The 26035-nt window shown below is 70.4% G+C and carries 13 protein-coding genes; 6 read left to right on the forward strand and 7 right to left on the reverse strand.

What is annotated here, in order from left to right:
* Positions 1–35 precede the first annotated feature (35 nt).
* From JOE46_RS16735 to JOE46_RS16760, 6 genes are all read left to right on the forward strand, one after another.
* The gene (locus tag JOE46_RS16735) at positions 36–842 is read left to right on the forward strand and encodes a TioE family transcriptional regulator (RefSeq protein ID WP_097214123.1); all 807 of its coding nucleotides are present in this window, start codon (positions 36–38) and stop codon (positions 840–842) included.
* 42 nt (positions 843–884) lie between these two features.
* Positions 885–2528 (forward strand): GMC oxidoreductase, encoded by a 1644-nt coding sequence (locus tag JOE46_RS16740; RefSeq protein ID WP_097214168.1) that lies wholly within the window; start codon positions 885–887, stop codon positions 2526–2528.
* Between the two features lie 103 nt (positions 2529–2631).
* Complete coding sequence (locus tag JOE46_RS16745; protein WP_097214124.1) at positions 2632–4422, forward strand: glycosyl transferase; 1791 nt, start codon at positions 2632–2634, stop codon at positions 4420–4422.
* Positions 4423–4452: 30 nt separating this feature from the next.
* The gene (locus tag JOE46_RS16750) at positions 4453–7764 is read left to right on the forward strand and encodes an arabinosyltransferase domain-containing protein (RefSeq protein ID WP_307861295.1); all 3312 of its coding nucleotides are present in this window, start codon (positions 4453–4455) and stop codon (positions 7762–7764) included.
* Between the two features lie 171 nt (positions 7765–7935).
* The gene (locus tag JOE46_RS16755; protein WP_097214125.1) at positions 7936–11244 is read left to right on the forward strand and encodes an arabinosyltransferase domain-containing protein; all 3309 of its coding nucleotides are present in this window, start codon (positions 7936–7938) and stop codon (positions 11242–11244) included.
* An 83-nt stretch (positions 11245–11327) separates the two neighbouring features.
* Positions 11328–12182, forward strand: a complete 855-nt coding sequence (locus JOE46_RS16760) for a dienelactone hydrolase family protein (RefSeq protein ID WP_209927895.1) — start codon at positions 11328–11330, stop codon at positions 12180–12182.
* A gap of 28 nt (positions 12183–12210) precedes the next feature.
* Here JOE46_RS16760 and JOE46_RS16765 read toward each other — a convergent pair whose 3' ends face one another.
* The 7 genes from JOE46_RS16765 to JOE46_RS16795 form a co-directional block, all read right to left on the reverse strand.
* On the reverse strand, positions 12211–13755 hold the full coding sequence (locus JOE46_RS16765) for an acyl-CoA carboxylase subunit beta (protein WP_209927896.1): 1545 nt from the start codon (positions 13753–13755) through the stop codon (positions 12211–12213).
* On the reverse strand, positions 13756–18792 hold the full coding sequence (gene pks13 / locus JOE46_RS16770; RefSeq protein WP_209929136.1) for a polyketide synthase Pks13: 5037 nt from the start codon (positions 18790–18792) through the stop codon (positions 13756–13758). It lies immediately after the preceding gene.
* Between the two features lie 51 nt (positions 18793–18843).
* Positions 18844–20727 (reverse strand): long-chain-fatty-acid--AMP ligase FadD32, encoded by a 1884-nt coding sequence (gene fadD32 / locus JOE46_RS16775; protein WP_209927897.1) that lies wholly within the window; start codon positions 20725–20727, stop codon positions 18844–18846.
* A gap of 177 nt (positions 20728–20904) precedes the next feature.
* Positions 20905–21897, reverse strand: coding sequence for an LLM class F420-dependent oxidoreductase (locus JOE46_RS16780; protein WP_097214130.1), 993 nt, complete (start codon positions 21895–21897; stop codon positions 20905–20907).
* Between the two features lie 99 nt (positions 21898–21996).
* Positions 21997–22977 (reverse strand): cutinase family protein, encoded by a 981-nt coding sequence (locus tag JOE46_RS16785; RefSeq protein WP_097214131.1) that lies wholly within the window; start codon positions 22975–22977, stop codon positions 21997–21999.
* Positions 22978–22983: 6 nt separating this feature from the next.
* Positions 22984–23517 (reverse strand): DUF732 domain-containing protein, encoded by a 534-nt coding sequence (locus JOE46_RS16790; RefSeq protein WP_077043993.1) that lies wholly within the window; start codon positions 23515–23517, stop codon positions 22984–22986.
* Between the two features lie 149 nt (positions 23518–23666).
* Complete coding sequence (locus tag JOE46_RS16795; protein WP_209927899.1) at positions 23667–25808, reverse strand: alpha/beta hydrolase-fold protein; 2142 nt, start codon at positions 25806–25808, stop codon at positions 23667–23669.
* Between the last annotated feature and the right edge of the window lie 227 nt (positions 25809–26035).

Raw genomic sequence — 26035 nt, forward strand, 5'->3', positions numbered from 1 at the left:
TCAGCCACCGAGATACCCGGTAAAGTCTCAAATCGATGATCAACCTGCGACCATCCGACCTCGCGCGCGAGCACGGCATTTCGACCCAGGCGGTCCGCAACTACGAGCGGGACGGCTTCATCCCACCCGCCGACCGCACGCCCAGTGGCTACCGGGTCTACACCGAGGTGCATGCGGCGGCGCTGCGCGCCTACCTCGCACTCCTCCCGGCGTACGGCCATGCGGCAAGCGGACAGATCATGAACGCACTCCACGATGGCGAACTCGACGACTTCCTGATGATCATCGACCGCGGCCACAGCCAGTCCCTCCGCGACCGGGACACCCTCGAGGCCGTCAGGAAGGCGGTGCGTCACCTGACAGCCGATTCCGGTCCCGCCACGGACCCATCGGACGGCACCGAAACAAGAACCATCGGCGAACTCGCACACCACCTCCGCGTCACCCCTGCGACGCTTCGCAATTGGGAGGATTCCGGCATCCTCGCCCCGGCACGCGACGCGGCCACCGGGTACCGCCGCTACCGCGCGATCGACGTCCGCGACGCCGACCTCGCCCATCTCCTCCGGCGAGGGGGCTATCCGCTGGACCGCATCGCCGCCGTGGTCCAGCAGGTCCGAAGCGCCGGCGGCACAGACGCTGTGGCCGCCGCGCTGGACGACTGGCAACGACGGCTCACCGCCCAGGGTCTCGCCATGCTCGACGCGGCCGGCGAGCTCGGCCGCTACGTGGAATCGCTCGACCGCGCCCTGCCAGAGCCGGTCACGGCATCCGGCGCGCGGCACCAGCCTCCGACCGAGCACCGTCGCGGCCATCCGACGCGCTCCCAATTTATTGTTTAACTATTCGATTGCGCAGCGGCCGCGTAGGTTGCCGACGTGACCATCGACGAGCGAGCACCGCAACCCAACCCGAACCGCCGGTCCCTCCTGCGCGGCGCCGCCTTGAGCGTCGGCGCGCTGGCCGCGGGCGCGGCCCTCGGGCCCCTCACCGCCGCGCGAGCGGGCGCCTCCCCAACGGCGTTGAGCGGCAAGACCGCCGTGGTGGTCGGCAGCGGATTCGGTGGCGCGGTCGCGGCGCTGAGGCTCGGCCAGGCCGGCGTCCGGACCACGGTCCTCGAGCGCGGCAGGCGCTGGCCGGTCAACCCGGACGGCACCACCTTCTGCACGATCAACGAACCCGACGGCCGATCCGCGTGGTTCGCCGACCACCCGCCGATCAACCAGCTGACGCGGCTGCAGTCCATCGCCCGGTACCCGGGCCTCATCGACCGGGTGTACGGCAACGGAATCGACGCCATCTACGGCGTCGGGGTCGGCGGCGGCTCGCTCGCGTTCGGCGCGTTCACGCCGCAGCCCCGGCGCAAGGATTTCGCCACGGTCTTCCCCGCCCAGATCGACTACGACGAGCTCGACCGGACGTACTACCCGCGCGCCAAGAAGATGCTCGGCACCTCGCCCCTCCCGGCGGACCTCCTCGCGAACCCCGCCTACCGGGGTGCGCGAGCCTGGCTGGACTACATCGAGGATTTCGGCGGCGAGCCCGTCCTGCACGACTTCTGCGTCGACTGGGACGTCGTCCGCGCGGAGCTCGCCGGCCGCACCCCCGCGTCGTACTCGATCGGTGAGGGCCCGTACGGCAGCAACTCCGGCGCCAAGAACAGCGTCGACCGCAACTACCTGCCCGAGGCCGAGGCCACCGGGAACGTGACGATCCTCCCGCTGCACGAGGTCATCGAGATCCGGGAGATCTCCGGGCAGGACCGGTTCGAGGTCGTGGTCAAGCGGATCGACGAGTCCGGCGCGGTGCGTGAACACCAGACGCTCGTGGCCGACTACGTGTTCATGGCGGCCGGCTCGTACTACACCTCCGCGCTGCTCGCGACCGCCAAGGCGAAGGGCTCGCTGACCCGGCTGAACGACCACGTCGGCAAGGGATACGGCAACAACGGCGACTTCCTGATCGCCCGCGGACTCCTGCGCCGGGACTGCGGCGCCAAGCAGGGCGGCCCCGGCGTCGCGGTGATGTACGACGACGACAATCCGGACGGCCCGATCTCGATGTCCTGGGAGGCGTCGCCGTTCCCGGACATCGCGGGCGGCTCGAACATGGCGAACCTGATCCAGGTCATCTCGGACGAACGCGGCTCGATCGACTACAACCCGGCGACCGGGCGAGCGGAACTGAACTACCCGTTCGGCGAGTCGAACAGCAACGTGGACGCGCGCGGGCGGAACTTCGCAGGCCGTTTCCACGAGCGGACCGAGACCCGGTTCGGTTCGCCCGCCACCGGGATCCCGATCTACACCCGGCTCAGCGACTTCGGCTCCGGGTGCACGTGGCACGGCCTCGGCGGCATGGTGATGGGCCGGGCGTGCAGCCACGAGGGCCAGGTCGACGGCTACTCCAACCTGTTCGTCGTCGACGGCGCCCTGCTGCCGGGGTCCTCCGCGATGGTCAACCCGGCGCTGACGATCACCGCGGTGGCGGAGCGCTGCATGGACCGCTTCGTGGCTGCCCGGTCCTGAGCCCGGCCGACCGCCGACAGGAACCTCACAGGGGCCGGTGAGTACGGTGGCCGGGGCCAAGGGCTCGGCAATCCGTCGGCCCGCCGACGGACAGGAACGTGCAATGCCCCAGGCACCGATGCTGGCGGATCCCGCGAGGACCTCGACCACACCGAGGTCCGCGCGCGCCGTCGTCGGGCGCCTGCGGGGACACCGGGCCGGGCCGGACGTGGCCGCCGCGCTCGGGTTCACCGCGCTCGCGATGGTGGTGCTCGGTCGCCAGTGGCGCTCCCCCACCGTCGGCTACCTGACCGGCAGCGGCCAGGACCAGCGGATGTGGGAGTGGTTCTTCGCGGTCGCGGCGCACTCGGTCACCCGGCTGGAGAACCCCCTGGGCACGCTCCTGCAGAACTACCCGGATGGCGTGAACCTGATGGCCAACACGGCCATGTTCGGCGTCAGCATCCCGCTCGCGCCCGTCACGCTGCTGTTCGGCCCGACCGCGACCTGGACGCTGGTGCTGACCGCGGGCCTGGCAGGGACCGCCTTCGCCTGGTACTGGCTGCTGTCCCGGTTCGCGGTGCGGTCGCGGGCCGCGGCGGCCGTCGGCGGGCTGTTCTGCGGGTTCGCCCCTGGGATGATCTCGCACGCCAACGGTCACCCGAACTTCGTGGCGCTGGCGCTGCTGCCGCTGATCCTCGGCTGCGTGATCCGGCTCAGCCGCGGTGCGGGCGTCCGGACCACGATCGCGCTCGGACTGCTGGTCGCGGCGCAGATCCTGCTCGGCGAGGAACCGCTGCTCATCTGCGCCATGTCCTTCGCCGTGTTCACGGTGGCGTACTTCGCCTTTCGGCCGCGGCTCGCAGGCGCCGCGGTGCGGTCCGCGTGGCGGCCGCTGCTGTTCGCGGCGGCGATCGCGCTGGCGATCACCGCGATCCCGTTGTGGTGGCAGTTCTTCGGGCCGCAGAGCTACCGGGTCATCGACCACGGGGCGATGGGCAACGATCTCAAGGCGCTGCTGCAGTTCCCGGAGCAGTCGCTCGGCGGGCGCACCAACCCCGGGCAGGACGTCTCGATCGGCGCCACCGAGGAGAACGCCTACTTCGGCTGGCCCCTGCTGGCCCTCGTCGCCGCGGCGTCGGCCTGGTTGTGGCGCTCACCGCTCGCGCGGGCGGCGACGGTGACGACGCTCGCGATGGGCGTGCTCTCGCTCGGGTCCGAGCTGACCGTCGGGCGGAACAAGACCGGGATCACCCTGCCGTGGGCCTGGTTCGAGCACGTCCCGCTGCTCGAATCGGTGCTCGAGACCAGGTTCGCGATGGGAGCGGTCCCCGCCATCGCGCTGCTGCTGGCGATGGCGACGGACCGGGCCGTCCGCGAGCGGGCGACGCTGGTGCCCTGGTGCATCTGTCTGGTGCTCGCACTGCTGCCGCTGACCCCGATGCCGCTCCCCGCGGTCGACCGCAAACCCGCTCCCGAGTTCTTCGCCGACGGGACCTGGCGCGGATACGTCGACGACGGCTCCGTCGTGACGGTCCCGCTGCCAAGGCCCGAGGACGCGCGCGCGCTGTCCTGGCAGGCCAAGGCCGATTTCGGCTTCCCGCTCGCGGGCGGTTACTTCGTCGGACCGGCCGGCGCCGCCAAGAAGGCCAAGTACGGCCCGGACGATCGGCCGACGGCGCTGTTGCTGGCCCAGGTGGACAAGACCGGCGCGGCGCCGACGATCACCGACGAACTGCGCGCGCAGGCGGTCGCGGACCTGAGGTTCTGGCGGGCCGACGTGCTAGTGCTCCCGCCGGGAAAGAACCGTCAGGTGCTCCGCGAGACGGTGAGCGAGCTGCTCCGGGACAGCGGCCATGCCGCCGACGACGTCTGGGTGTGGGATGTGCGCGCCCTGGTCGCCGCGGGTCACTGACCCGGGCGCCGTCCCATACGATCGGACCTTGTGTCCGACGCGCCTGAATCCACGCCAGCCGACCGCACCTCCCTGCGCACCGCCCGCCTGATCGCGGTTGTCGCGGGTCTGGCCGGGCTGCTGCTGGCCGTCCTCACCCCGCTGCTGCCGGTCAAGCAGACCACCGCGAGCGTGTCCTGGCCGCAGAACGGCGCACTGACCAGCGTGTCCGCGCCGCTGGTCAGCTACGAACCGCTCAGCCTCAGCGCGCACATCCCGTGCGCGGTGGCGACGCAGCTACCGCCCGACGGGCAGGTCCTGCTCTCCACCGCCCCTAAGCAGGCGGCGGACGCCGAGCTCGACGGCCTCACCGTCAAGGTCGCGGGCGATCCCGCGAGCGAGACCGGCCGCGAGGTGCAGGTGATCCTGCGCAACAGCGTGCTGCTCTCGGCGCCGCTGGCCGACGTCGCCGCGAAGTGCTCGGCGATCACCGTGTTCTCGGACGCCGCGCACACCACCGCCACCTTCGCCGGGCTGACCGACGACGCCGGCGAGCCGCTGAGCGTCGACGTCGAAGGCGACCTGCGCCCGCAGATGGTCGGCATCTTCAGCGACCTCAAGGGCGCCGCCGCAAACGGCACAGGGGGCACCGCCCCCGCCGGCCTCGAGGTCCGCGCGGACATCGATTCGCGGTTCTCCTCCAGCCCCACGGTGTTCAAGCTGCTCGCGATCGTCGTCGGGACGCTGGCCACGCTGATCGCGCTGATCGCGCTGCACCGCCTCGACAACACCGACGGCCGCGCGGCGCGCCGCTTCCTGCCCCGGCACTGGTTGCGGTTCACCGGCGTCGACGGTCTGGTGGTCGGCACCCTGGCGCTGTGGCACTTCATCGGCGCGAACACCTCCGACGACGGTTACCTGCTGAACATGGCCAGGGTGTCGGAACAGGCCGGCTACATGGCCAACTACTTCCGCTGGTTCGGCGTCCCCGAGGCCCCGTTCGGCTGGTACTACGAGGTGCTGGCCGCAATGGCCAAGATCTCGACCGCCAGCCCGTGGATGCGCCTGCCCGCGCTGCTCGCAGGCATCCTCTGCTGGATGGTGATCAGCCGCGAGGTGATCCCGCGCCTCGGTAACGCGGTGCGCCACAACCGGATCGCGATCTGGACCGCCGGACTGGTCTTCCTCGCGTTCTGGCTGCCCTACAACAACGGCCTGCGACCCGAGCCGATCATCGCGCTCGGCGCGCTGCTGACCTGGTGCTCGATCGAACGCGCGATCGCCACCGGCAGGCTGCTGCCCGCCGCGGTCGGCGTGCTCATCGCGGCGTTTTCGCTGGCGGCCGGGCCGACCGGGGTGATCGCCGTCGCCGCGCTGATCGTCGGTGCCCGGCCGATCACGGCGATCCTGGTCACGCGGGCCCGCCAGGTGGGGTGGCTGCCGCTGCTCGCGCCGGTCGCCGCGGCGGGCACCCTGGTGCTGGCCGTGGTCTTCGCCGACCAGACCCTCGCGACCGTGCTCGAGGCGACCCGGGTCCGCACCCTGGTCGGCCCGAACGTGAAGTGGTTCGACGAATACCACCGCTACGACGCCCTGATGAACGTCTCCCCGGATGGGTCGCTGGCCCGCCGGTTCGGCGTGTTCACGATGATCCTCTGCCTGGTCGTCTGCGCGATGATCATGCTGCGCCGGGGTGGCAAGATCCCGGGCGCCGCCGCCGGTCCGTCGCGGCGCATCCTCGGCATCGTGTTCGGCTCGCTGGTGCTGATGATGTTCACCCCCACCAAGTGGACCCACCACTTCGGCGTGTACGCGGGCCTGGCGGCTTCCATCGCCGCGCTGACCGCCGTCGCGGTCGCCGCGGCCACGCTCCGCTCGCGCCGCAACCGCACGCTGTTCGCGTCGGGCGTGCTGTTCCTGCTCGCGCTGGCCTTCACCGGCTCTAACGGCTGGTGGTACGTCTCCAGCTACGGCGTGCCGTGGTGGGACAAGCCGCCGTCCATCGGCGGCAACGCCTTCTCCACCGCGTTGCTCGGCCTGGCGGTGCTGGCGCTGCTGCTGGCGGGCTGGCAGCACCTGCGGGCCCCGTACCGGCCGGAGGAGCAGGCGGCCCCGCCGCGCGGGCTGCGGGCGCTGCTCGGTTCCCCGCTCACGCTCGCGGCCGCCTTCGTGGTGCTCTTCGAGGTGCTGTCCCTGGCCAAGGCCGCGGTCGCGCAGTATCCGGCGTACTCGGTGGCCCGCTCGAACGTCGAGGCACTCGCGGGCGACACCTGCGCGCTGGCCGACGACGTGCTCGTCGAGTCCGACGCGAACGCAGGCACGCTCATCCCGGTGAGCCCGTCGGACAATCCGCTGGGCGCGGAGTCGGACGCCGGCTTCACCCCCAACGGGGTCCCCGTCGACCTGACCGCCGACGAGGAGAACAAGGCCGCGGGCGGCGCGAACACCATCGACAGCGACGCCACCACGACCACCTCCGGCACCGCGTCGGGCACCGGCGGCGGCACCGGCAGCACGGGCATCAACGGCAGCTCCGTGGCGCTGCCGTTCGGGCTCGACCCGGCGCGTACCCCGGTCCTCGGCAGCTACCAGACCGGCGAGCAGTCCACCGCGAAGCTCACCTCCGGGTGGTACGGGCTGCCGGATACCGGCTCTGCCGGTACATCGACGCAGCGGAGCGATGCGGCGCCGATCCTGGTGGTCACAGCCGCGGGCCGGATCCGGTCCGTCGACGCCGACGGCGTCGTCACCTACGGCCAGGACCTCGTCGTCGAGTACGGCGCCCCCGCAGCCGACGGGACGATCGAGGCACGCGGCAGCCTGCTGCCCATCGACATCGGCCCGTCGCCGTCGTGGCGGAACCTCCGGGTCCCGATGGCCGACATCCCAGCCGATGCCACCGCCGTGCGGCTGGTCGCGAACGACCACGACCTCTCCCAGCGGCAGTGGCTGGCCGTCACGCCGCCCCGGGTGCCGCAGCTGCGGACGCTGAACGAGGTGGTCGGCTCGAGCGCACCGGTGCTGCTGGACTGGTCCGTCGGCCTGTCCTTCCCCTGCCAGCGGCCGTTCGACCACGAGTACGGGGTCGCGGAGGCGCCCGAGTACCGGATCCTGCCTGACCGGGTCGGCGCCGACTCCACCAACGGCTGGCAGGACAGCCTCGGCGGCGGACCTCTCGGCTGGACCGACCTGCTGCTCGCCGCGCAGACGATGCCCAGCTACCTCGACCGCGACTGGGACCGCGACTGGGGCTCGCTGGAGCGGTTCACCCCGCTCGACGAATCCGCGGTGCCTGCCCGGGTGGACACCGCGACGGTGACCCGTTCCGGGCTGTGGGACCCGGGGCCGATCCCGGCGCGGTGACGGCGGCTGCGATCGCGAACCCCGTGATCGCAGCCGATCCCTCCGCCGCAGCGGCCGACCAGGCCGCTGAGCTGGGGTTCAGGGCTGCGTCACGGGGGCGTGGATCACCGATTACAGAGATTCTCCGTAGCGATGTGAACGCCGACCGACCCTCGCCTACCATCGTGAACCGTGCCCGACGTCGTGACAGCCCCTGAACCAGCCATTTCCGCACCGCCGCCACCGGTCGACTTCAGAGCGAAGTACCGCACCGCGCGGCTGATCGCGGTCGTCACCGGTCTGCTCGGTGCGCTGTTCGCGTTGGCGACGCCGTTCCTGCCGGTCACCCAGACGACGTCCACCATGAACTGGCCGCAGGCGGGGGTCGCCGCGAGCGTCGACGCGCCGCTGATGGCCCAGGTGCCGATCGACCTGCAGGCGACGGTGCCGTGCGCGCTGGTCCGCGAGCTGCCCCGTGAGGGCGGCCTGCTGCTGGCCACCGCCCCGCCGCAGGGCACGGACGCCCCGCTCAACGCGATGTTCATGCGGGTCACCGCCGACACCGTGGACGTGCTCGACCGCAACGTGGTCGTCGCATCCGCCCCGCGGGCCCGGGTCGAGGCCGGTGGCTGCACGGCCATCACCTTCAGCTCCGACATCAACAGCACCACCGCCACCTTCGAGGGGCTGTCCATCGGCGGCAACCCGGTCACCGGCACCCTGACCGGAGACCTGCGGCCTCAGGTGGTCGGCGTCTTCACCAGCCTGGACGGCCCCGCCCCCGCCGGACTCTCGTTGACGGCGAACATCGATTCCCGGTTCACCTCCTCCCCCACGCTGATCAAGAGCGCGGCGATGGTGCTCGCAGTCCTGCTGACCATCTCCTCACTGGTCGCGCTCGCCCGTCTCGACGGCACCGACGGCCGCGGCCACCGGCGCTTCTTCCCGTCGCACTGGTGGCGGTTCAAGCCGGTCGACGGCGCGGTCGTCGGCGTCCTCCTGGTCTGGCACTTCATCGGCGCGAACACCGCGGACGACGGCTACCTGCTCACGATGGCCCGGGTGTCGGAGCACGCCGGCTACATGGCCAACTACTTCCGCTGGTTCGGTGTCCCCGAGGCCCCGTTCGGCTGGTACTACGAGGTGCTGGCCGCGATGGCCAAGATCTCCACGGCCAGCCCCTGGATGCGCCTGCCCGCGCTGCTGGCCGGCATCCTCTGCTGGCTGGTCATCAGCCGCGAGGTGATCCCCCGCCTCGGCCGCGCGGTTCGGCACAGCTCCGCCGCGGTGTGGACCGGCGGGCTGGTGTTCCTCGCGTTCTGGATGGCCTACAACAACGGCCTGCGCCCGGAGCCGATCGTGGCCCTCGGCGCGCTGCTGACCTGGTGCTCGGTGGAGCGCGCCATCGCCACCGGCAGGCTGCTGCCCGCCGCGGTCGCGATCCTGATCGCCGCGTTCTCGCTCGGCGCCGCCCCGACCGGCCTGATGTGTGTGGCGGCCCTGCTGGCCGGCGCCCGGCCGATGGTCCGGATCCTGGTCCGCAGGCACCGCGAGGTCGGCGCCTGGCCGCTGATCTCCCCGCTGCTCGCGGCGGGCACCGTGGTGCTCGTCGTGGTGTTCGCCGACCAGACCTTCGCGGGCGTCCGCGAGGCCACCCGGGTGCGCAGCCTGATCGGCCCGAACATGAACTGGTACGAGGAGTTCCTCCGGTACTACTACCTGTTCGTGCAGACGGTCGACGGTTCCGTGGCCCGCCGGTTCGCGTTCCTTGTGATGATCCTCTGCCTGTTCACCACGCTGTTCGTGCTGTTGCGCCGCAAGAAGATCCCTGGCGCGGCGGTCGGCCCGTCGTGGCGCCTGCTCGGCGTGGTGTTCGGAACCATCTTCTTCATGATGTTCAACCCCACCAAGTGGACCCACCACTTCGGTGCGTACGCGGGCATCGCCGGTTCGCTGGCCGCGCTCACCGCGGTCGCGGTCTCCGCCTCCGCGCTGCGCTCGCGCCGCAACCGCACCATGTTCGCGGCGGGACTGCTCCTGGTGCTCGCCTTCTCCTTCTCCGGCATCAACGGCTGGTGGTACGTCTCCAGCTACGGCATCCCGTGGTTCGACAAGACCGTCTCGCTCGGCGGTAGGCAGCTGAACTCGGCGTTGCTCGCGCTGTTCGTCGTCGCCGTGCTGGTCGTCGCATGGCAGTACTTCCGCGAGGACTTCATCGGCACCGAGGTGAAGGCGTCCAGCGAGAAGGGCAGGCGCATCAAGAAGTTCGCGGCCGTGCCGCTGACGGTGGTGGCCGCGCTGATGGTGCTGTTCGAGGTGCTCTCGCTGGCCAAGGGCGCGGTCTCCCAGTACCCGGCGTACTCGCTGGCCCGCTCCAACATCGACGCCGTCACCGGGTCGCCGTGCGGTCTGGCCGACGACGTGCTGACCGAGGCGGATCCGAACGCCGGCCGACTGCAGCCGGTCATCGACCCGTCGGATCCTCCCCTGAATCCGAACAACCCCCTCGGCGGCAGCGATCCGACCGGGTTCAGCCCGAACGGCGTGCCCACCGACCTGTCCGCGGACTACACCGAGGTCAAGCCCGGCCAGTCGAACACCGACGGCCAGACGGTCGGCCCGAACTTCGCCACCGGCGCGGGCGCCGGCACCGAGGGCGGCACCGGGGCGGTCGGCGTCAACGGCAGCAACGTCAAGCTGCCGTACGGCCTGAACCCCGCGACCACCCCGGTCCTTGGCAGCTACCAGACCGGGATCCAGGAGCCGGCCAGCCTGACCTCCAGCTGGTACGGACTGCCTGCCCGCAGCGAGCAGTCGCCTCTGGTCGTGATCTCCGCGGCCGGGCGCATCTGGTCGGAGAGCAAGGACGGCGAGGTCACCTACGGTCAGTCGCTGCTGCTCGAGTCCGGGCACCGCGAGGCCGACGGCACGATCACCGCGCTCGGCACCTACCTGCCCAAGGACATCGGCCCGGCACCGTCCTGGCGGAACCTGCGGGTGCCGATCGACGAGCTGCCCGCGGGCACCGACGTGGTCCGGATCGTCGCGAACGACCCGAACCTGACCGGCGATCAGTGGCTCGCGTTCACCCCGCCGCGGGTGCCGCAGCTGCAGTCGCTCAACGACTACATCGGCACAACCCAGCCGGTGCTGCTCGACTGGGCGGTCGGCCTGCAGTTCCCCTGCCAGCGCCCGTTCGACCACAAGTACGGCGTCGCCGAGGTCCCCGGATTCCGCATCCTCCCCGACCGCCCGCTCGCGGTCAGCTCCACCGACACCTGGCAGTCCCACGAGAACGGCGGACCGCTCGGCTGGACCGAGATGCTCGCGGAGGCATCCACGGTGCCGACCTACCTGGTCGACGACTGGGGCCGCGACTGGGGCGCACTGGAGCGGTACACGCCGTACTTCCCACAGGCTGAGGCCGCCGTCGTCGACACCGGCGAGGTGCGACGCTCCGGCTTCTGGAGCCCCGGCATGATGCGCGTGTACGAGAAGTAGTCGCCCGCCCGACGAAGACCGGCTCCCCACACGGGGAGCCGGTCTTCGTCGCATCGGAGGGTCGGCGGCCGCATACTCGGTAGATGCCGGACGACAACCTGAGCGATTTCGAGGCCGCACATTTCACCCACGACGGCACGACGCGCGCGATCTACCGCCGCGGCACCGGTCCGGCGGTGATCATCATGGCGGAGATCCCTGGCATCACCCCGAAGGTGCTCGAGTTCGCCCGCCGCGTCGCCGAGATCGGGTGCACGGCAGTGCTTCCGCACCTTTTCGGGCGCCCCGGCCGGGATCCGGATCCGGGCACCCACGGACGGGTCGCGACGGCGGCCGACACGGTCACCACCATGGTCCCGGTCTGTGTCAGCCGCGAGTTCACGATCCTGGCGACCGGGCGCAGCTCGCCGGTGATCACGTGGCTGCGGGCGCTGGCGGCCCACGAGCACGATCGGTGCGGCGGACCGGGGGTCGGCGCGGTCGGCATGTGCTTCACCGGTGGCTACGCACTCGCGATGGCCGTTGACGACGTCCTGGTCGCCCCGGTCCTGTCGCAGCCCTCGCTGCCCCTCGCCGTCTCCGCGCGCCGACGGCGAACCATCGACATCTCGCCCGGTGACCTGGCCAGGGTGAAGCAGCGCTGCGCGAACGGGCTGACCGTCCTGGGACTGCGCTTCGACTCCGACCGTCTCTCACCGGCCGAACGCTTCGACTTCCTCCGCGAACAGCTCGGCGACGCCTTCGTGGCCGTCGAAATCGACGGCGGCGCCGCGAACCCGGACGGGCTACTGCCCCCGCATTCGGTGCTGACCGAGCACCTCATCGACGAGCCCGGTCAGCCCACCCGCGCCGCGCTCGACCAGGTCCTCGACCTGATGCGGACGCGGTTGCTGACGCCGGCCGCGGACCCCGACGCCGGACCTGTCGATCCGGCGTGAGCCCCGCGGGCGGCGCGATCGCCCTGCGCTAGAACGGGATCAGCGAGTGCTTGCGCGGGTTCTTCGGGAGCTCCTTGTCGCGGAGCAGGTTCAGCGCCTTACGGATCTCGAGGCGGGTGGCCGCAGGCTCGATCACCGCATCGATGTAGCCGCGCTCCGCCGCGACGTAGGGGGTCGCGACGTGCTCGTTGTAGTAGTTGATCAGCTGGTGGCGCACCGCGGGAGCGTTCTCGCCCGCCGCCTCGATCTGCTTGCGGCCGATCACCGCGACCGCGCTCTCCGCGCCCATCACGGCGATCCGGGCGGTCGGCCACGCGAAGTTCACGTCGGCGCCGAGCTGCTTGGAACCCATCACCGCATACCCGCCGCCGTAGGACTTACGGACCACGACCGTCACCTTCGGCACGGTGGCCGAGACGTAGGAGAACAGGAACCGGCCGCCGCGCTTGATGACGCCGACCTTCTCCTGCTCGACGCCGGGCAGGAAGCCCGGGGTGTCCACGACCAACACCAGCGGGATGTCGTACGCGTCGCAGACCTGCACGAAGTGCGCGGCCTTGTCGGAGGCGGAGGCGTCCAGCGCGCCGGAGAGCGACATCGGCTGGTTCGCGACCACGCCGACCGGGCGGCCGTCCACCCGGGCGAAACCGGTGATGATGTTCTGCGCGCTCTGGCTGCGGACCTCGTGGAAATCGCCGTCGTCGAAGATCTTGAGCAGCACGTCGTGCATGTCGTAGCCGGCGTTGTCGGCGTCCGGCATGAACGTGTCGAGCGAGAGGTCGTCCTCGGTGATCTCCGGCTCCAGGCCGGGATTGACGATCGGCGGCTTCTCGGTGCAGCTGGACGGCATGTAGCTCAGGTACTTGCGGGCCCACTCGAACGCGGCCTTCTCATCGGCCGCGACGTGGTGCACGTTGCCGTACTCGGCCTGCTTCCGCGCACCGCCCAGGTCCTCGAGGCTGACATCCTCGCCCGTGACGGACTTGATGACGTCCGGACCGGTGACGAACATGTACGACTCTTCGGTGGCGATCACGACGTCGGTGTTGATCGGCGCGTAGACGGCTCCACCGGCACACTTGCCGAGGATGATCGAGATCTGCGGGCACAGCCCGGACAGCGGCTCGTGACGGCGGCCCATCTCCGCGTACCAGGCCACCGACGCGACCGCGTCCTGAACGCGCGCGCCCGCGGACTCGTTGATCCCGATGACGGGACAGCCGATCTTGATCGCGAAGTCGAGGATCGCGGAGACCTTCCGGCCGAAGATCTCGCCCGCCGCGCCACCGAAGACGGTCTGGTCGTGCGAGAACACCGCGACCGGACGGCCCTCGACCGTGCCGTGCCCGGTGACGACGCCGTCGCCGTACGGGTTGTTGGGATCGCCCGCCATCCTGGCGAGCTGGCCGACCTCGACGAAGCTGCCCGGATCGAGCAGCATGTCGATGCGCTCACGCGGGGTCGGCAGACCCTTCTCCTTGCGCCTCGCGATGGCCCTCGGGTTACCAGGCGCCTTCGACAGCTCGAGCTTCTCGCGAAGGTCCGCCAGCTTCTCGGCCGTAGTGGTGCTCACTCAGTTGCTCCGATTCTCGGCCTCGATGTCGGCCAGCTTCTTGGTCAGGTCCGCCCCCACCTTGGCAATGTACGGCTCGTCCACGATCTGGATGTGATCGCCACCGACGTGGACGATCTCCAGGTTCTTCGCGCACTCGCCCCAGCCCCCGTCCGGCTGCCGGGTGCTGAACGCGGGCTCGAGGGCCATCGCGTCGTCGTGATAGCGATCGGCCAGGTACAGCACCACGTCGCCGTCGTACTGCTCGAGCTTCGCGGTCTGGATGGCGCGGTTGTCCAGCCAGGAGGTGCGCTGGTGCTCGAGGATGCCGCCCGGGATCTTGGTCCCGCTCATCTTCAGCAGGTCCATCAGGATCTGGATCTGCGCTTCGTCGGACTCGGCCGCCGCCAGCTTGTCGTACGGCAGCGGGGCGTCGACGTTGTAGGTCTTCTTGGCGAAGGCGGAGTACCGCTTCCAGCGGGCCTTGATCTCCTCCGGGGTGTCCTCGACCTTCTCGCCCGCCATCACGGTGTCGATCAGTCCGACGATCCGGACGTCGGCGCCCTCCTCGCGGAGCAGCTTGGCCACCGCGTACGCCAGCACGCCGCCGAGCGACCAGCCGTACAGCACGTACGGGCCGTCCCCCTGGATCTCGTGGACCAGCGGCAGGTAGGCCTTGGCACGCTCCTCGATCGGTCCCTCGGTGCGCTCGAGCCCGTACATCGCGGTCCCCGCAGGCAGCCGCTTGAGCAGCGGCTCGTAGGCCACCGTCGAGCCACCGGCCGGGTGGAACACGAACACCGGCACCGCGGTGGATCCCTCGGGACGGGGGCTCAGGGTGCGGACCAGCCCGTCGATGCGGACGCCGTCCTCGAGGTGCTCGCGCACCTTCTCCGCGAGCTGCTCGATGGTCTCCGAGTCGAGGATGTCGTCGAAGGTCACCTCGCCGCCCGCACGCTCGGTCAGGCGGGCCGCCAGCTTCTCGGCGGTCTCGTCGTCGAGCACCGGCAGGGTGTTGAAGATGCCCTTCGCGGACTGGCCGGTGATGACCGCCCACGTCGCGAACGTCAGCCGCTCGGCGGCGTCACGCGGGGGCACATCGGTTCCTGTCGCCTCCGCCGTCGCCTGCTGGGCGTCGACCTTCGTCTCGGGTTCCGCGACAGGCGCCGGGGCGGCCTGCTCGGCGGCGGCGGCGACGATGGCCTCGGCCTCGGTGACGGGGCTGGTGTCCTCGTCGGCGAGCGCCTCCTCCTCGGCGGCGGCCGCGTTGGAGGCCTCCTTCTCGACGCGCTGCTTCTCGGCGAGCGCGGCGACCTCTTCACGGTTGTCGATCGCGTAGCGCAGGTACTTCTCCACCTCGCGCAGGCTCGCGTCGCGGACCGCCTGCAGCTGCAGCTGCGGGATGTCGAACTCGTACTCGACGCGGTTCTTGATCCGCACCGCCATCAACGAGTCCAGCCCCAGCTCGATGAGCGGGATCTCGGCGGGCAGGTCCTCGGGCGCGTAGCCCATGGACTCGGCGACGATCAACGCCAGCCGCTCCTCCATCGACTGCGAGCTGCTCGGGTCCCAACGGTCGCCGAAGGACTCGACCACCTCGGGCAACTCCTCCATCGGGGAGCTGGAGCGCGGCGACGGAGCTGCCGCGGCGACGACGAGCTCGGGCAGCGGTTCGCCCCCGGTGACCACCGCGTCGAGCAGCAGCGCGAAGCCGTCCGCGGTCTTGGCGTGCACCTGCAGCGACGCGCCGCCCGGGTGCGGGTTCAGCGTCGTGGTCAGCGTGCCCGCGGCCGGGACCTCGCCGCGCGCGACGGCGGCGGTCAGCACCACATCCGAGAGCACCTGCGCGGCGGCCTCGGTCGCCAGCGTGTTCAGGTCGGAGACCGCGGCGGCTTCGACCTCCCACACGTGCCTGCCGTCGGGCAGCGAGACGTGCGCACCGGGCACCCGGGCGTTGCCGCCCGAGGAGATGCGGATGTCGAGCCAGTGCTCCTTGCGGAGGAACGCGGTCCGCGGCAGGTCCGCGTAGCCGCCGTCCGCGAACAGCGACGGCAGATTCACCGGGTGGCCGTGGACGTAGAGCTGGGCGAGGGCACTGAGCACGCCCAGCTCCTCGTCCTCCTTGCGCTTGAGGGTCGGGATCAGCTGCGCGTCGTGCAGCCCGGCGTCGAACGCGGTGGCCGCGACCGACATCAGCGTCGCCGGGTTCGGGGCCAGCTCGACGAACGTGGTGTGCCCGGCGTCGACGGCGAGGCGCACCGCGTTGGTGAAGTACACGCTGTGCCGCAGGCCCTTGGTCCAGTACTCGACCGGATGGACCGGGTCATGCCCGGCGCGGTAGAAGGTCTCCTTGTCGACCGAGGAGTACAGCCCGGCCTTCAGCTTGCGCGGCTCGATGCCTGCCAGCTCCGCCGCGAGCTCGCCCAGGATCGGGTCGACCTGCGAGGTGTGGCTGGCGCCCTTGGTCTGCAGGATCCGGCCGAGCTTCTCCTCGGCCTCGGCGCGGGCCACGATGGCCTCCACCTCGGGCTGCGGGCCACCGATGACGGTGTGGGTCGGCGCGGCGTACACACAGACCTCGAGGTGCGGGAAGTCGCCGAGCACGGCCTCGATCTCGGCGGCGCTGTACTCCACGAGCGCCATCAACCGGATGTCGTCGCCGGACAGCGTCGACTCGGCCTCGCCCATCAGCCGGGAGCGGGCGGTGATGACCCGGACCGCGTCCTCGAGCGAGAGCCCGCCGGTGACGTAGGCGGCGGCCGCCTCACCCATCGAGTGGCCGACCGCGGCCTCCAGGTCGGCGCCGTGGTGGCGGAGCACCGCCGCCAGGCCGATCTGGATGGTGAAGATGCCGACCTGCGCGGTCTCGACGTCGTAGTCGACCGAGTCGTCGAGGAACTTCTCGGCCATCTTGTAGCCGGCCTCGTACTCGATGAGCTCGTCGACCTCGTCGACCGTCTTCCGGAACACCGCGTTGCCGCGGTAGAGCTGCTTGGCCATCTTGCGGTGCTGCGAGCCGAAGCCCGAGAACACCCAGATCGGTCCGTTGGAGGCGGGTGCGTCCGCGGACAGCACGCCCTGGCCGGGCTTGCCCGCGGCGACCGCGCGCAGACCGGTGATGGCCTCGGCGCGGGTGCGTGCGAGCACCACCGCGCGGGACCGGCCGTGGTTACGGCGGGCCAGCGTGCGGCCGACGTCCTCGAGCGGGGTCGTGCTGCCTGCCTCGGTCTCCAGCCAGTCGGCCAGGTCGGCGGCGGCGCGGCGGCGGCGCGAGGGCATCGAGGCGGAGACGGCGAGCAGCACCGGCATCGGCTCCGCGTCGGCCTCGGCCTGCTCGGCGACCACGACCGGCTCGACGCCCATCGACTCGGCGGCGTCGGCGAGCACGCCCGCGGCCTCCGTCTCGACATCGAGCGACTCCGTGGCCTGTGAGTCCTTCTGGTCCCCTTCCGGGCCGGAAGTGCTCACGGGCGCCGCAGGCGCCTCGTACTCGCGGACCACGACGTGTGCGTTGGTGCCGCCGAAGCCGAAGCCGGAGACGCCCGCGACGGCGCGGCCGGTGTACCGCGGCCAGTCGGTGGCCTCGGGGATCACCTGCAGGTGCGCCTTGTCGAAGTCGATGTACGGGTTCGGGCCCGCATAGTTCAGCGACGGCGGGAGCTTGTCCTCGCGCATCGCGAGCACGACCTTGATCAGGCCCGCGGCGCCGGCGGCGGCCTCGAGGTGACCGAAGTTGGTCTTCGCCGAGCCCAGCAGGGCCGGCCGGTCCGCAGAACGGCCGCGGCCGACGACGCGGCCGAGCGCGTCCGCCTCGATCGGGTCGCCGAGGATGGTGCCGGTGCCGTGCGCCTCGATGTAGTCGACGCCGGACGGGGCGATGCCCGCGTCGCGGTAGGCCAGCCGCAGCACGGCGGCCTGCGCGTCGGGGTTCGGCGCGACAATGCCGTTGGAACGGCCGTCCTGGTTGACGGCGGAGCCTGCGATCACCGCGCGGATGTCGTCGCCATCGCGCTCGGCGTCCTCGAGACGCTTGAGCACGACCAGGCCGCCGCCCTCGGCGCGCACGATGCCGTTCGCGTCGGAGGAGAAGGCCTTGATCTTGCCGTCCTCAGCGAACATTCCGATCTCGTTGAAACCGAGGGTCGCGGCGGGCGCGACGAGCATGTTGACGCCGCCGGCCAGGGCGAGGTCCGACTCACCGGAACGCAGCGAGCGCACCGCCTGGTGCACGGCCACCAGCGAGGACGAGCACGCGGTGTCCATCGCGATCGACGGTCCGCGGAAGTCGAAGTAGTAGGAGACCCGGTTCGCGACGATCGACGTCGAGGTCCCGGTCAGTGCGTACGGGTGCGCGTGCACCGGGTCGCTGACCGCGAGCAGCTGGTAATCGTTGGCGGAGCTGCCGATGAAGACACCGACCTGCTCGCCCTTGAGCTCGCTCGCCGGGATGCGGGCGTGCTCGAGCGCCTCCCAGGTGAGCTCCATGGCCAAGCGCTGCTGCGGGTCTACATTCTTTACCTCGAGCGGCGACATCGCGAAGAACTCCGCGTCGAAGCCCTTGACGTCGTCGAGGTAGCCGCCCCTGGTGTTGGCCTTCGCGATCGCCTCAGCAATCTGCGAGTCCGCGGCGAACTCCGACCAGCGACCCTCCGGCAGCTCGGTGACCGCGTCGCGGCCCTCGATCAGCAGCCGCCACATCTCGTCGGGGGTGTGACCAGTGCCGGGGAACCGGCTGGCCATTCCGACGATCGCGATGTCGTGCGACTGCGAGGTGTCCTTGACCGCGTAGAACGCCGCGTCCTCGGGCTCGTCGGGGACCTCCGGCTCGCCCTCGATGATCAGGGTCGCCAGCGCGGCGATCGTGGGGTGCTGATAGACGACCGTGGCGTTCAGCGTGATGCCGACGAGTTCCTCGATCTCCCCGCTCAGAGCGACGGCGTCCCGGGACGAGAGCCCGAATTCCTCCATCGGACGGTCATCCGAGATCTGATCGACCGGTTGCCCGGTCGCCTCGGCAACCCAGTTGCGCAGCCATTCGCGCAGCTGCGCGACCGTCATCTCTGTCTCAGCCATCAACACACCACGCTACCCGTCAAGAAGAAGGTTGTTTTACACGCTATCGGGGAACGCGGTCTGCGTGTAACCACCACGGAGCGTCCCCTCGATGTATGCGGCCTTGCAGGCGCGCCGTGCGATCTTGCCGCTGGAGGTACGCGGGATGGATCCGGCGGGCACCAGCAGCACGTCACGGGCGGTCACGCCGTGCCGGGTGGAGATCGCCGCGCGCACCGCGTCGGCGATCGGGGCCGGATCGGCCTTGCCCGCGCCCGGCGCCCGCTCGCCGACGAGCACGAGCTGCTCGGAGGCGTCGTCGGCGTCGAAGGTCAGCCCTGCGCCTGCCTCGAACACCTCCTTCGGGAGCTGGTTCGCGGGCACCGCGAACGCCGCGACGAAGCCCGGGCGCAGCGCGGCGCTCGCCTCCTGCGCGGTGGCCTCCAGGTCCTGCGGGTAGTGGTTACGACCGTCGACGATCACCAGGTCCTTGACGCGGCCGGTGATGTACAGCTCGCCGTCGACGTAGACGCCGTAGTCACCGGTGCGCATCCAATTCGAGTCCTCGGGCGCGCCGTCCGCGTGGCTGCCCGTGGCGATCGTCGAGGACAGCCGGTTGTGGAAGGTCTGCTCGGTCTCCTCGGGGCGACCCCAGTAGCCCTGGCCCATGTTGTTCCCGTGCAGCCAGATCTCGCCGACGTTCTCGTCCTCGAGCTCGGCGCCGGTGTCGGCGTCCACGATCGCGGCCCACTGGCTGCGCGAGACGTAGCCGCAGGACACCTGGGCGATGGCGCCCGGGGCGTCCTTGTCGACCTTCACCATGCGACCGCGGTTCAGCTCGTCGCGGTCGACATAGATGACCCTGGCCTCGTCGCTGTGCTTGGTGGAGGAGACGAACAGCGTCGCCTCGGCCATGCCGTAGGACGGCTTGATCGCGGTCTTGGGCAGTCCGTACGGCCCGAAGGCCTCGTTGAACTTGCGCATCGACGAGGTGGTGACCGGCTCGCTGCCGTTGATCAGGCCGATGACATTGCTCAGGTCGAGCGTCTCGCCGTCCTTCGGCAGTCCGCGGGCCGCGGCGTGCTCGAAGGCGAAGTTCGGCGCCGCGGCGAAGGTGCCCGCGCCGTCGGTGATCGCGGCGAGTTCCTTGATCCAGCGGTAGGGACGCGCCACGAAGGCGCGCGGGCTCATGATGGTGATGTACTTGCCGCCCAGCGCAGGCAGGATCACCGTGAGCAGGCCCATGTCGTGGAACAGCGGCAGCCAGGTGACGCCGCGGGAGTCGGTGGTCAGCTCGATCGCGTCGACCATCTGCAGCGCGTTGGTGCCGACCGCCCGGTGGGTGATCTCCACGCCCGCGGGCACCCGGGTCGAACCGGAGGTGTACTGCAGGTACGCGATGTCGTCGAGCCCGATCTCGGGGTACACCCAGGTCTCGCCGACGGTGTCCGGGATCGCGTCGATCGCGATGATCCGCGGCCGCTCCGCCGCGGGGAGGTGACGGAACAGCTGGCGAACGCCGGCGGCCGACTGGGTCGCGGTGAGGATCGCCGACGGCTTGCAGTCGCCGAGGACGGCGTGCAGGCGGTCGCCGTGACCGGGCTCGTCCGGGTCGAACAGCGGTACCGCGATGGTGCCCGCGTGCATGGCCGCAAAGAAGGACACGACGTAGTCGAGACCCTGCGGCGCCAGGATCGCGACCCGCTGACCCGGCTCGGTCACCTGCTGCAGACGGGCGGCGACGGCGCGCAGCCGGTTGCCGAACTGGGTCCAGGTGAGCTCGTGCACCTCACCGTCCCGCTCGCGCGAGTAGTCGATATAGCGGTATGCCAGCTCGTCCGCGTTCTCGCGGGTGTGCTGTTCGACGTGATCGACGAGGGTGCTGCCGGGCATCAGCCTGATGTTGCCGGCGTCGTCGACGTAGTCATCGAAGTTCTTCATACCTTCTCCTCCAAGGCAAGCTCCCCGTGATCGCGACGAACACCGGTGAGCTTCGTCCCCTGCAGCCGCGTGGGATCGTGCAAATAGTGACTAGTGGTGGCAATGCGTGCAGGTCTCAGATCGGTAACGACGCGCGCCCCATCCCAAACCAACAGCATGTTACAGACAGTGCCGTTCTCATTCACCCTTGAGCAGGGGTATCACCGGAGCGAATGCCTCCATCTGCGTGGGGAAGATCCCCACGTAGGACATGGAGGTCTGCGCCCGCACGCCGCGGATCTGGTCCGCGATCTCCTCGTAGGAGCCGAATGCGAGGTACGGGGAGTTCAGGATCTGCTCCACCGTGAGTTTGACGTCCACCTCGATGTTCGGCGGGTACCCGTTGTCCAGGGCCGCCAGCGCCATCTCGGCCATCGCCTCCCGATCATCGGTCGGCATGATCGTGGTGATCGTCCAGTTCAGCTCGATGTCGTCGAACCGGTCGCCCGCTGCCTCGCGGATGCGCTCGACCCGCGCGGCGGTCGCCTCCATCGTGATGCCGGACAGCAGCATCTTGCCGTCCTTGTTGCTGGGCGGGGCGAGCGAGATGATGTCCGCGTACTTGGCGGCCAGCGCCAGCATCTTCGGGCCACCGCCGCCGACCACGATGGGTGGACGCGGGCCCTGCCGGGGCCGCGGGCTGCCCTTGAGCCCGTTGATCTGGTAGTACTCGCCCTGGAAGTTGCACTCCTGGCCGCGCAGCAGCGTGTCGAGGATCTCGAGGGACTCCGCGAGCTTGGCGATGCGCACGCCCGGGCTGTCGTACGTGATGCCGCCCTTGTCGAACTCTTCCTTCATCCAGCCCGCACCGATGCCGAGCTCGAGCCGTCCGCCGGAGAGCACGTCGATCGTCGCCGCGTCCTTGGCCAGCACCGCCGGGTGCCGGAATCCGTTGGCCAGCACCGCGGTGCCGATCCGGATCTTGTCCGTCGCCACCGCGAGGGCACCCAGCGCGGCGATCGGGCCGACCTGATTACCGAGGTGGTCGGGAATCATGAAGCTGTCGTAGCCGAGTTCCTCGGCCTTCTGGGCCAACTTGATGAACCGGCGGGCACCGCCCTCTTCGGCGTTTCCCTCTCCGCCGGCGGCAAACCGGAACTTACGCGGCGCGGGTGCGTCGGCGGAACTCATCGATCATTTCTCCTGAAACCTGGGCACAACGGGGGACCTGGACGGCGCGGTACGGCAACGTGGCCGGTGGGACACTCTATCGGCATCGCACCGTTCCCACTATTCGTGAGCTGGGGTCGGCGCGGACCTCACCTTGTCGGCCGCCCAGTTTGTCATCCACTGCGTGGCCGTGGTGCCGTTTTGGTCCACCACGAACGAGTTGTACATGGCATGCACCGGGTTGTTGATGTACTCGCCGATCCGGGCGAGGCTCGCGAGGAAGTTCACCGGATTGAAGGCGTTCGCCGGCGCGTCGCAGATGCCGTCCGACGGCGCGCAGATGTCGACCACCCGATCACCGAGCGACCCGAAGCCACCCGGCCGGGCCCCCGTCATCGTCATGCCCGGCACCTTCAGGCCGCCGAGCGACAGCTCCGCGCCCACACCGGCCACCGGCGTGCCGACGATCTGGGCCGTGCCCGGCTCGCGCCTGCCGTCCGCGATCAACCCGACGCCGAGAACCAGGTCCGCGGGCACCGGCCCGGTGCCCGCGCCGATAGACGAGGCGAGGTCACCGGCAATGACCGCGCCCTGCGAGAAGCCCAACAGCATGAAGGTCGTGAGCGGGCAGTTCGCGTGCATGGCCGACATCGCCTCGCTGGCCCGCGCGGTGCCCTCGCCGCGACTCTTGTTGTACGACATCTGACCGTCCGGCGGGAGCGCCACCGGGTTCGAGAACTGCGCCACGTACGGGACGGTGTACACCTCCGCGCGCTGGCCCTCGAACTGCGCCTGCAGCGGCCGGGTGATGTTGAGCATCAACGACGCCGGGTTCGCGCCCGGGTTGAACGGATCGTCGATCGCGCTCGATTCCCAGGTGCCCGGGATGGCGACCACCTGGACGTCCGGGCAGCTCGCCGGCTGGGCGCTCGGCCGCTCCGGCTCCGGGCCGGGACCCGGCGGCGGCGCGGGCACCCGCCCGGCCAGCAGATACCAGGCCACCAACGCGACGAGCGCGAGCAGCAGCACCACGATGAGCACGATGAGCACGCGCAGCACACCGCGCCCCGACTTGCGGCCCTTGCGTCCGGCAGCATTCATCCGCGGCTACTTGCAGTAGTGGGTGTTGGCGGCGTCGATGTACACCTGGGCGGCCGCGGCGGCCTGCTCCGGGGTCATCGTGGCACCGGTGATGCTGGCCTCCGCACCCGCCATGCCGGTGACGTAGGCGGTGACCTCCTCGCTGTTCGCACCGCTGACCTTGGCGCCACAGATGTAGTTCGCGGTCACGATGGCGATGTCGCCGTTGTCGGCGACGGCGATGCCGCCCTTCTTCAGCGCGTCCAGGTAGGCCTTGCCGCGGTCGTCGAGCGCGGGGGCCTCCGTGGGGCCGGGGAACCCGCTCGGGACCGCCTGGGGCGTCTCCGGGGGTGCGGTCGCGGCGACGGCAGGCGTCGTGAACGGGGGCACCTCGATCGAGGTCTCGGGTGCGGGCGCGGACTTGGAATGGGTGGTCAGGGTGGGCGTGCTGCTGGCCGTCGAGTCGTCGCTGCCACACCCGGCGAGCAGCCCGCCGGTGACCGCCGCGAGCGCGCCGATCGTCAGCGCCCGGGCCAGGGAGTTACGAGTGGAAACAAGCATGGTGTTCAGTCCTCGGATTCGTGATCTGCGGGTGCGACCCACCCGGCGGACGAGGTGCCAACGGCCACGCGGGTGTCGATGAACAGGCTACCGACGCGAACGGGCCGGTCGCCGGGTTCACCCGGCCACCGGCCCGTGCGCGAAGGGGGCTAACGGTTGTGGATCTCGGCGTTGCCGTTGCGGACCGTGATGTTTCCGCCCTGGAAGTCCTGCTGGATCCCACCCGCGATGTCGCGCTGGTCACCAACCGGGAAGCCCAGCCTGCCGTTCTCGTAGTTCTGGCTCTTCCACGCGTCGAAGATCGGGCCGTTGCGCACCGACCAGGCCCCGCTGAGGGGACTCCAGTAGATGTTGCCGTTCTCGAACTCGTTGAAGCGGCCGCCGTCCTTGACCGGGACCTCGCTGGTCCTCGGGAAGCCGAGCCAGCCGCCCTCCCAGCCCAGTTCGCCGTACTTCTTCATGATCAGGCCCTGAACGGCGTGGGTCCCGTTCGGCGGGCTGTGGTACATCGCGCCGATCTCGAAGCCCTGGATCGCACCGTCCTTGCCCGGCGCCTTCACCTCGTCGAGGATCGGGTAGCCAAGCGGTCCACGCTCCCAGCCCTGACGGGACCACTCGTCCCGGATCGCGCCGCGGACCGCGTGCGCGCCGGTCTGCGGGGTCCAGTAGATGGAGCCGTGCTGGAAGTGGTTGAAGCGCCCGCGACCGTCCGGGGTGCCGTTCTCGTCCGTGCTGGGCAGTCCGAGCGGCCCCGCGGGACCGCCGTTGGCCTGGTACGAGCCGCCGATCATGCCGGTCAGCACGTGCGCACCGGTAGCGCCCGACCAGAAGATCCGGCCGTTGCGGAAGTCCTGCGCCTTGCCACCCGCGACGTCGTACTCGCCGGTGACGCAGCCGCTGAGCCACGGGTTCGCGTTCGCGACCGCGCCGATGTCACCGCTGGTGCCACAGTTCGGGGCGCTGGCGTCGAGACCGAGGGCGTTGGCCACCTGCGGCCAGGCCTGGTGCATCTCGAACTGCCAGTACGGCCAGGAGTGCGTGCCGGACGGTCGGTAGTTGATCTGCGCGGGGATGCCGAGCTTGTTCAGCTTGGTGGCAAAGCTCTGCGAGCTGAGCCGGGACAGGATCTCGAGACCCATGCCCGCGTAGTTGGTGGAGACGCCGGGGATCCCGGACGGCTGGTCGTAGGGACCGGTCATGCCACTGCCGCTGGACACGTACAGGCTGACGCCCCTGAGCTTCTCGGCATTGGTGTACGGGTCGTGCGCCGCCCAGGCCGGGGCGCCCGGCGGGCCCCACATCTTCGAGACGTTGTAGCCGCCCGCATCGGTCATCGCGTACTGCAGCGCCTGCGGCATGCCGAGTGAGGTGGTGCTCAGGTAGCCGGAGAACGACCCGGCGAACTTGAAGAAGCCGGGGTTGCGCTCGGTGAGGAACATCGCCGAGGTGCCGCCCATGGACAGGCCGATGATGCCGCGGGTGTCGGTGGTCCGCAGCCCGTTCTCGAGGACCGGCGGGAGCTCCTTCATCAGGAAGGTCTCCAGCTTGTAGAACTTGCCGTTGTCCGGCGCGAGCCAGTCGGCGTAGAAGCTCGACTCGCCACCGACCGGCAGGATCACGTTGACGTTCTTGTCGGCGTAGAAGTTCGCGGCGTCGGTCTCGATCGTCCAGCCGCTCTCGTCGTCGCGCGCGCGCAGACCGTCGAGCATGTACAGCGCGGGGAACGACGCGTCGGGCCGCGAGTTCCAGTCCCTGGCCAGCAGCACCTGCACCTGGAACGGGGCACCCATCGCGGCGGAGTCCACCCACAGGGCCACGCGCCGGTCGGTGATCCACTCGACCTTGGAGACGCCGGGGATCGACAGCACCGGCGCGGCGGCGCGGGCGACGGACGGCGCGGCCTGCGGCGCCCGGGGGGCAGCGGCGGGCGCGGCCTCGGGCGTGGTGGTCGGCGCGACCGTCGTGGTCTGCTCCACCGTGGTCCGCGCGGGAGCCTCGGTGGTGGTGGCGACGGCCTCGGTGGTGCTGGCGACCGGCTCGAGGGTCTCGGCCGCGGGCACCTTCGCCGTCGTGGTCGCCTTCGGCGCCGTCGTCGTCGTCGTGGTGGTGGTCGTGGTCGTGGTCTCGGAGGCCTCGGGCGCCGCGAATGCGGTCGCGGTCGCGGTGGTCAGGCCGGCCGCGGTCGGCAGCACGAGCGCGGCCGCGAGCAGTCGCAAGACCCTGCCGCGCGCGCCCGGTGCGGACGCCTTCCCCCCGGGACGCGTTCCCGGATTCCTCAGTGCTGTTCGCATCTGACCGTGACACTCCTTCTGCTGTTTGGCCCCAGTGCTGTGACCTCGGTCCGGAAGATCCGGACCTCGACCGTTACCCCCCGGCCCGTGTAGGTGTCGTTCGATCGAGCGACACCTACACCTCGTGCTCTTTTTACACGCAGGGGACCGGCGTAAGTGGGTGACGCGCTGTGACGGGTGGTGCAATTGTTACTTCTGCGGGATAAGAACCCCATGGTCGCGGTGCT

The organism is Rhodococcus sp. PvR099 (genome assembly GCF_017833315.1).
GTDB lineage: Bacteria > Actinomycetota > Actinomycetes > Mycobacteriales > Mycobacteriaceae > Rhodococcus_G > Rhodococcus_G oryzae.

What these genes read in the sequence shown, in the direction of transcription:
- JOE46_RS16745 (WP_097214124.1), top strand. Translation starts at nt 2,632, where the DNA reads ATGCCCCAGGCACCGATGCTGGCGGATCCCGCGAGGACCTCGACCACA.
- JOE46_RS16735 (WP_097214123.1), top strand. Translation starts at nt 36, where the DNA reads ATGATCAACCTGCGACCATCCGACCTCGCGCGCGAGCACGGCATTTCG.
- JOE46_RS16780 (WP_097214130.1), bottom strand. Translation starts at nt 21,897, where the DNA reads ATGAGTTCCGCCGACGCACCCGCGCCGCGTAAGTTCCGGTTTGCCGCC.
- JOE46_RS16790 (WP_077043993.1), bottom strand. Translation starts at nt 23,517, where the DNA reads ATGCTTGTTTCCACTCGTAACTCCCTGGCCCGGGCGCTGACGATCGGC.
- pks13 (WP_209929136.1), bottom strand. Translation starts at nt 18,792, where the DNA reads ATGACGGTCGCGCAGCTGCGCGAATGGCTGCGCAACTGGGTTGCCGAG.
- JOE46_RS16795 (WP_209927899.1), bottom strand. Translation starts at nt 25,808, where the DNA reads ATGCGAACAGCACTGAGGAATCCGGGAACGCGTCCCGGGGGGAAGGCG.
- JOE46_RS16785 (WP_097214131.1), bottom strand. Translation starts at nt 22,977, where the DNA reads ATGAATGCTGCCGGACGCAAGGGCCGCAAGTCGGGGCGCGGTGTGCTG.
- fadD32 (WP_209927897.1), bottom strand. Translation starts at nt 20,727, where the DNA reads ATGAAGAACTTCGATGACTACGTCGACGACGCCGGCAACATCAGGCTG.
- JOE46_RS16760 (WP_209927895.1), top strand. Translation starts at nt 11,328, where the DNA reads ATGCCGGACGACAACCTGAGCGATTTCGAGGCCGCACATTTCACCCAC.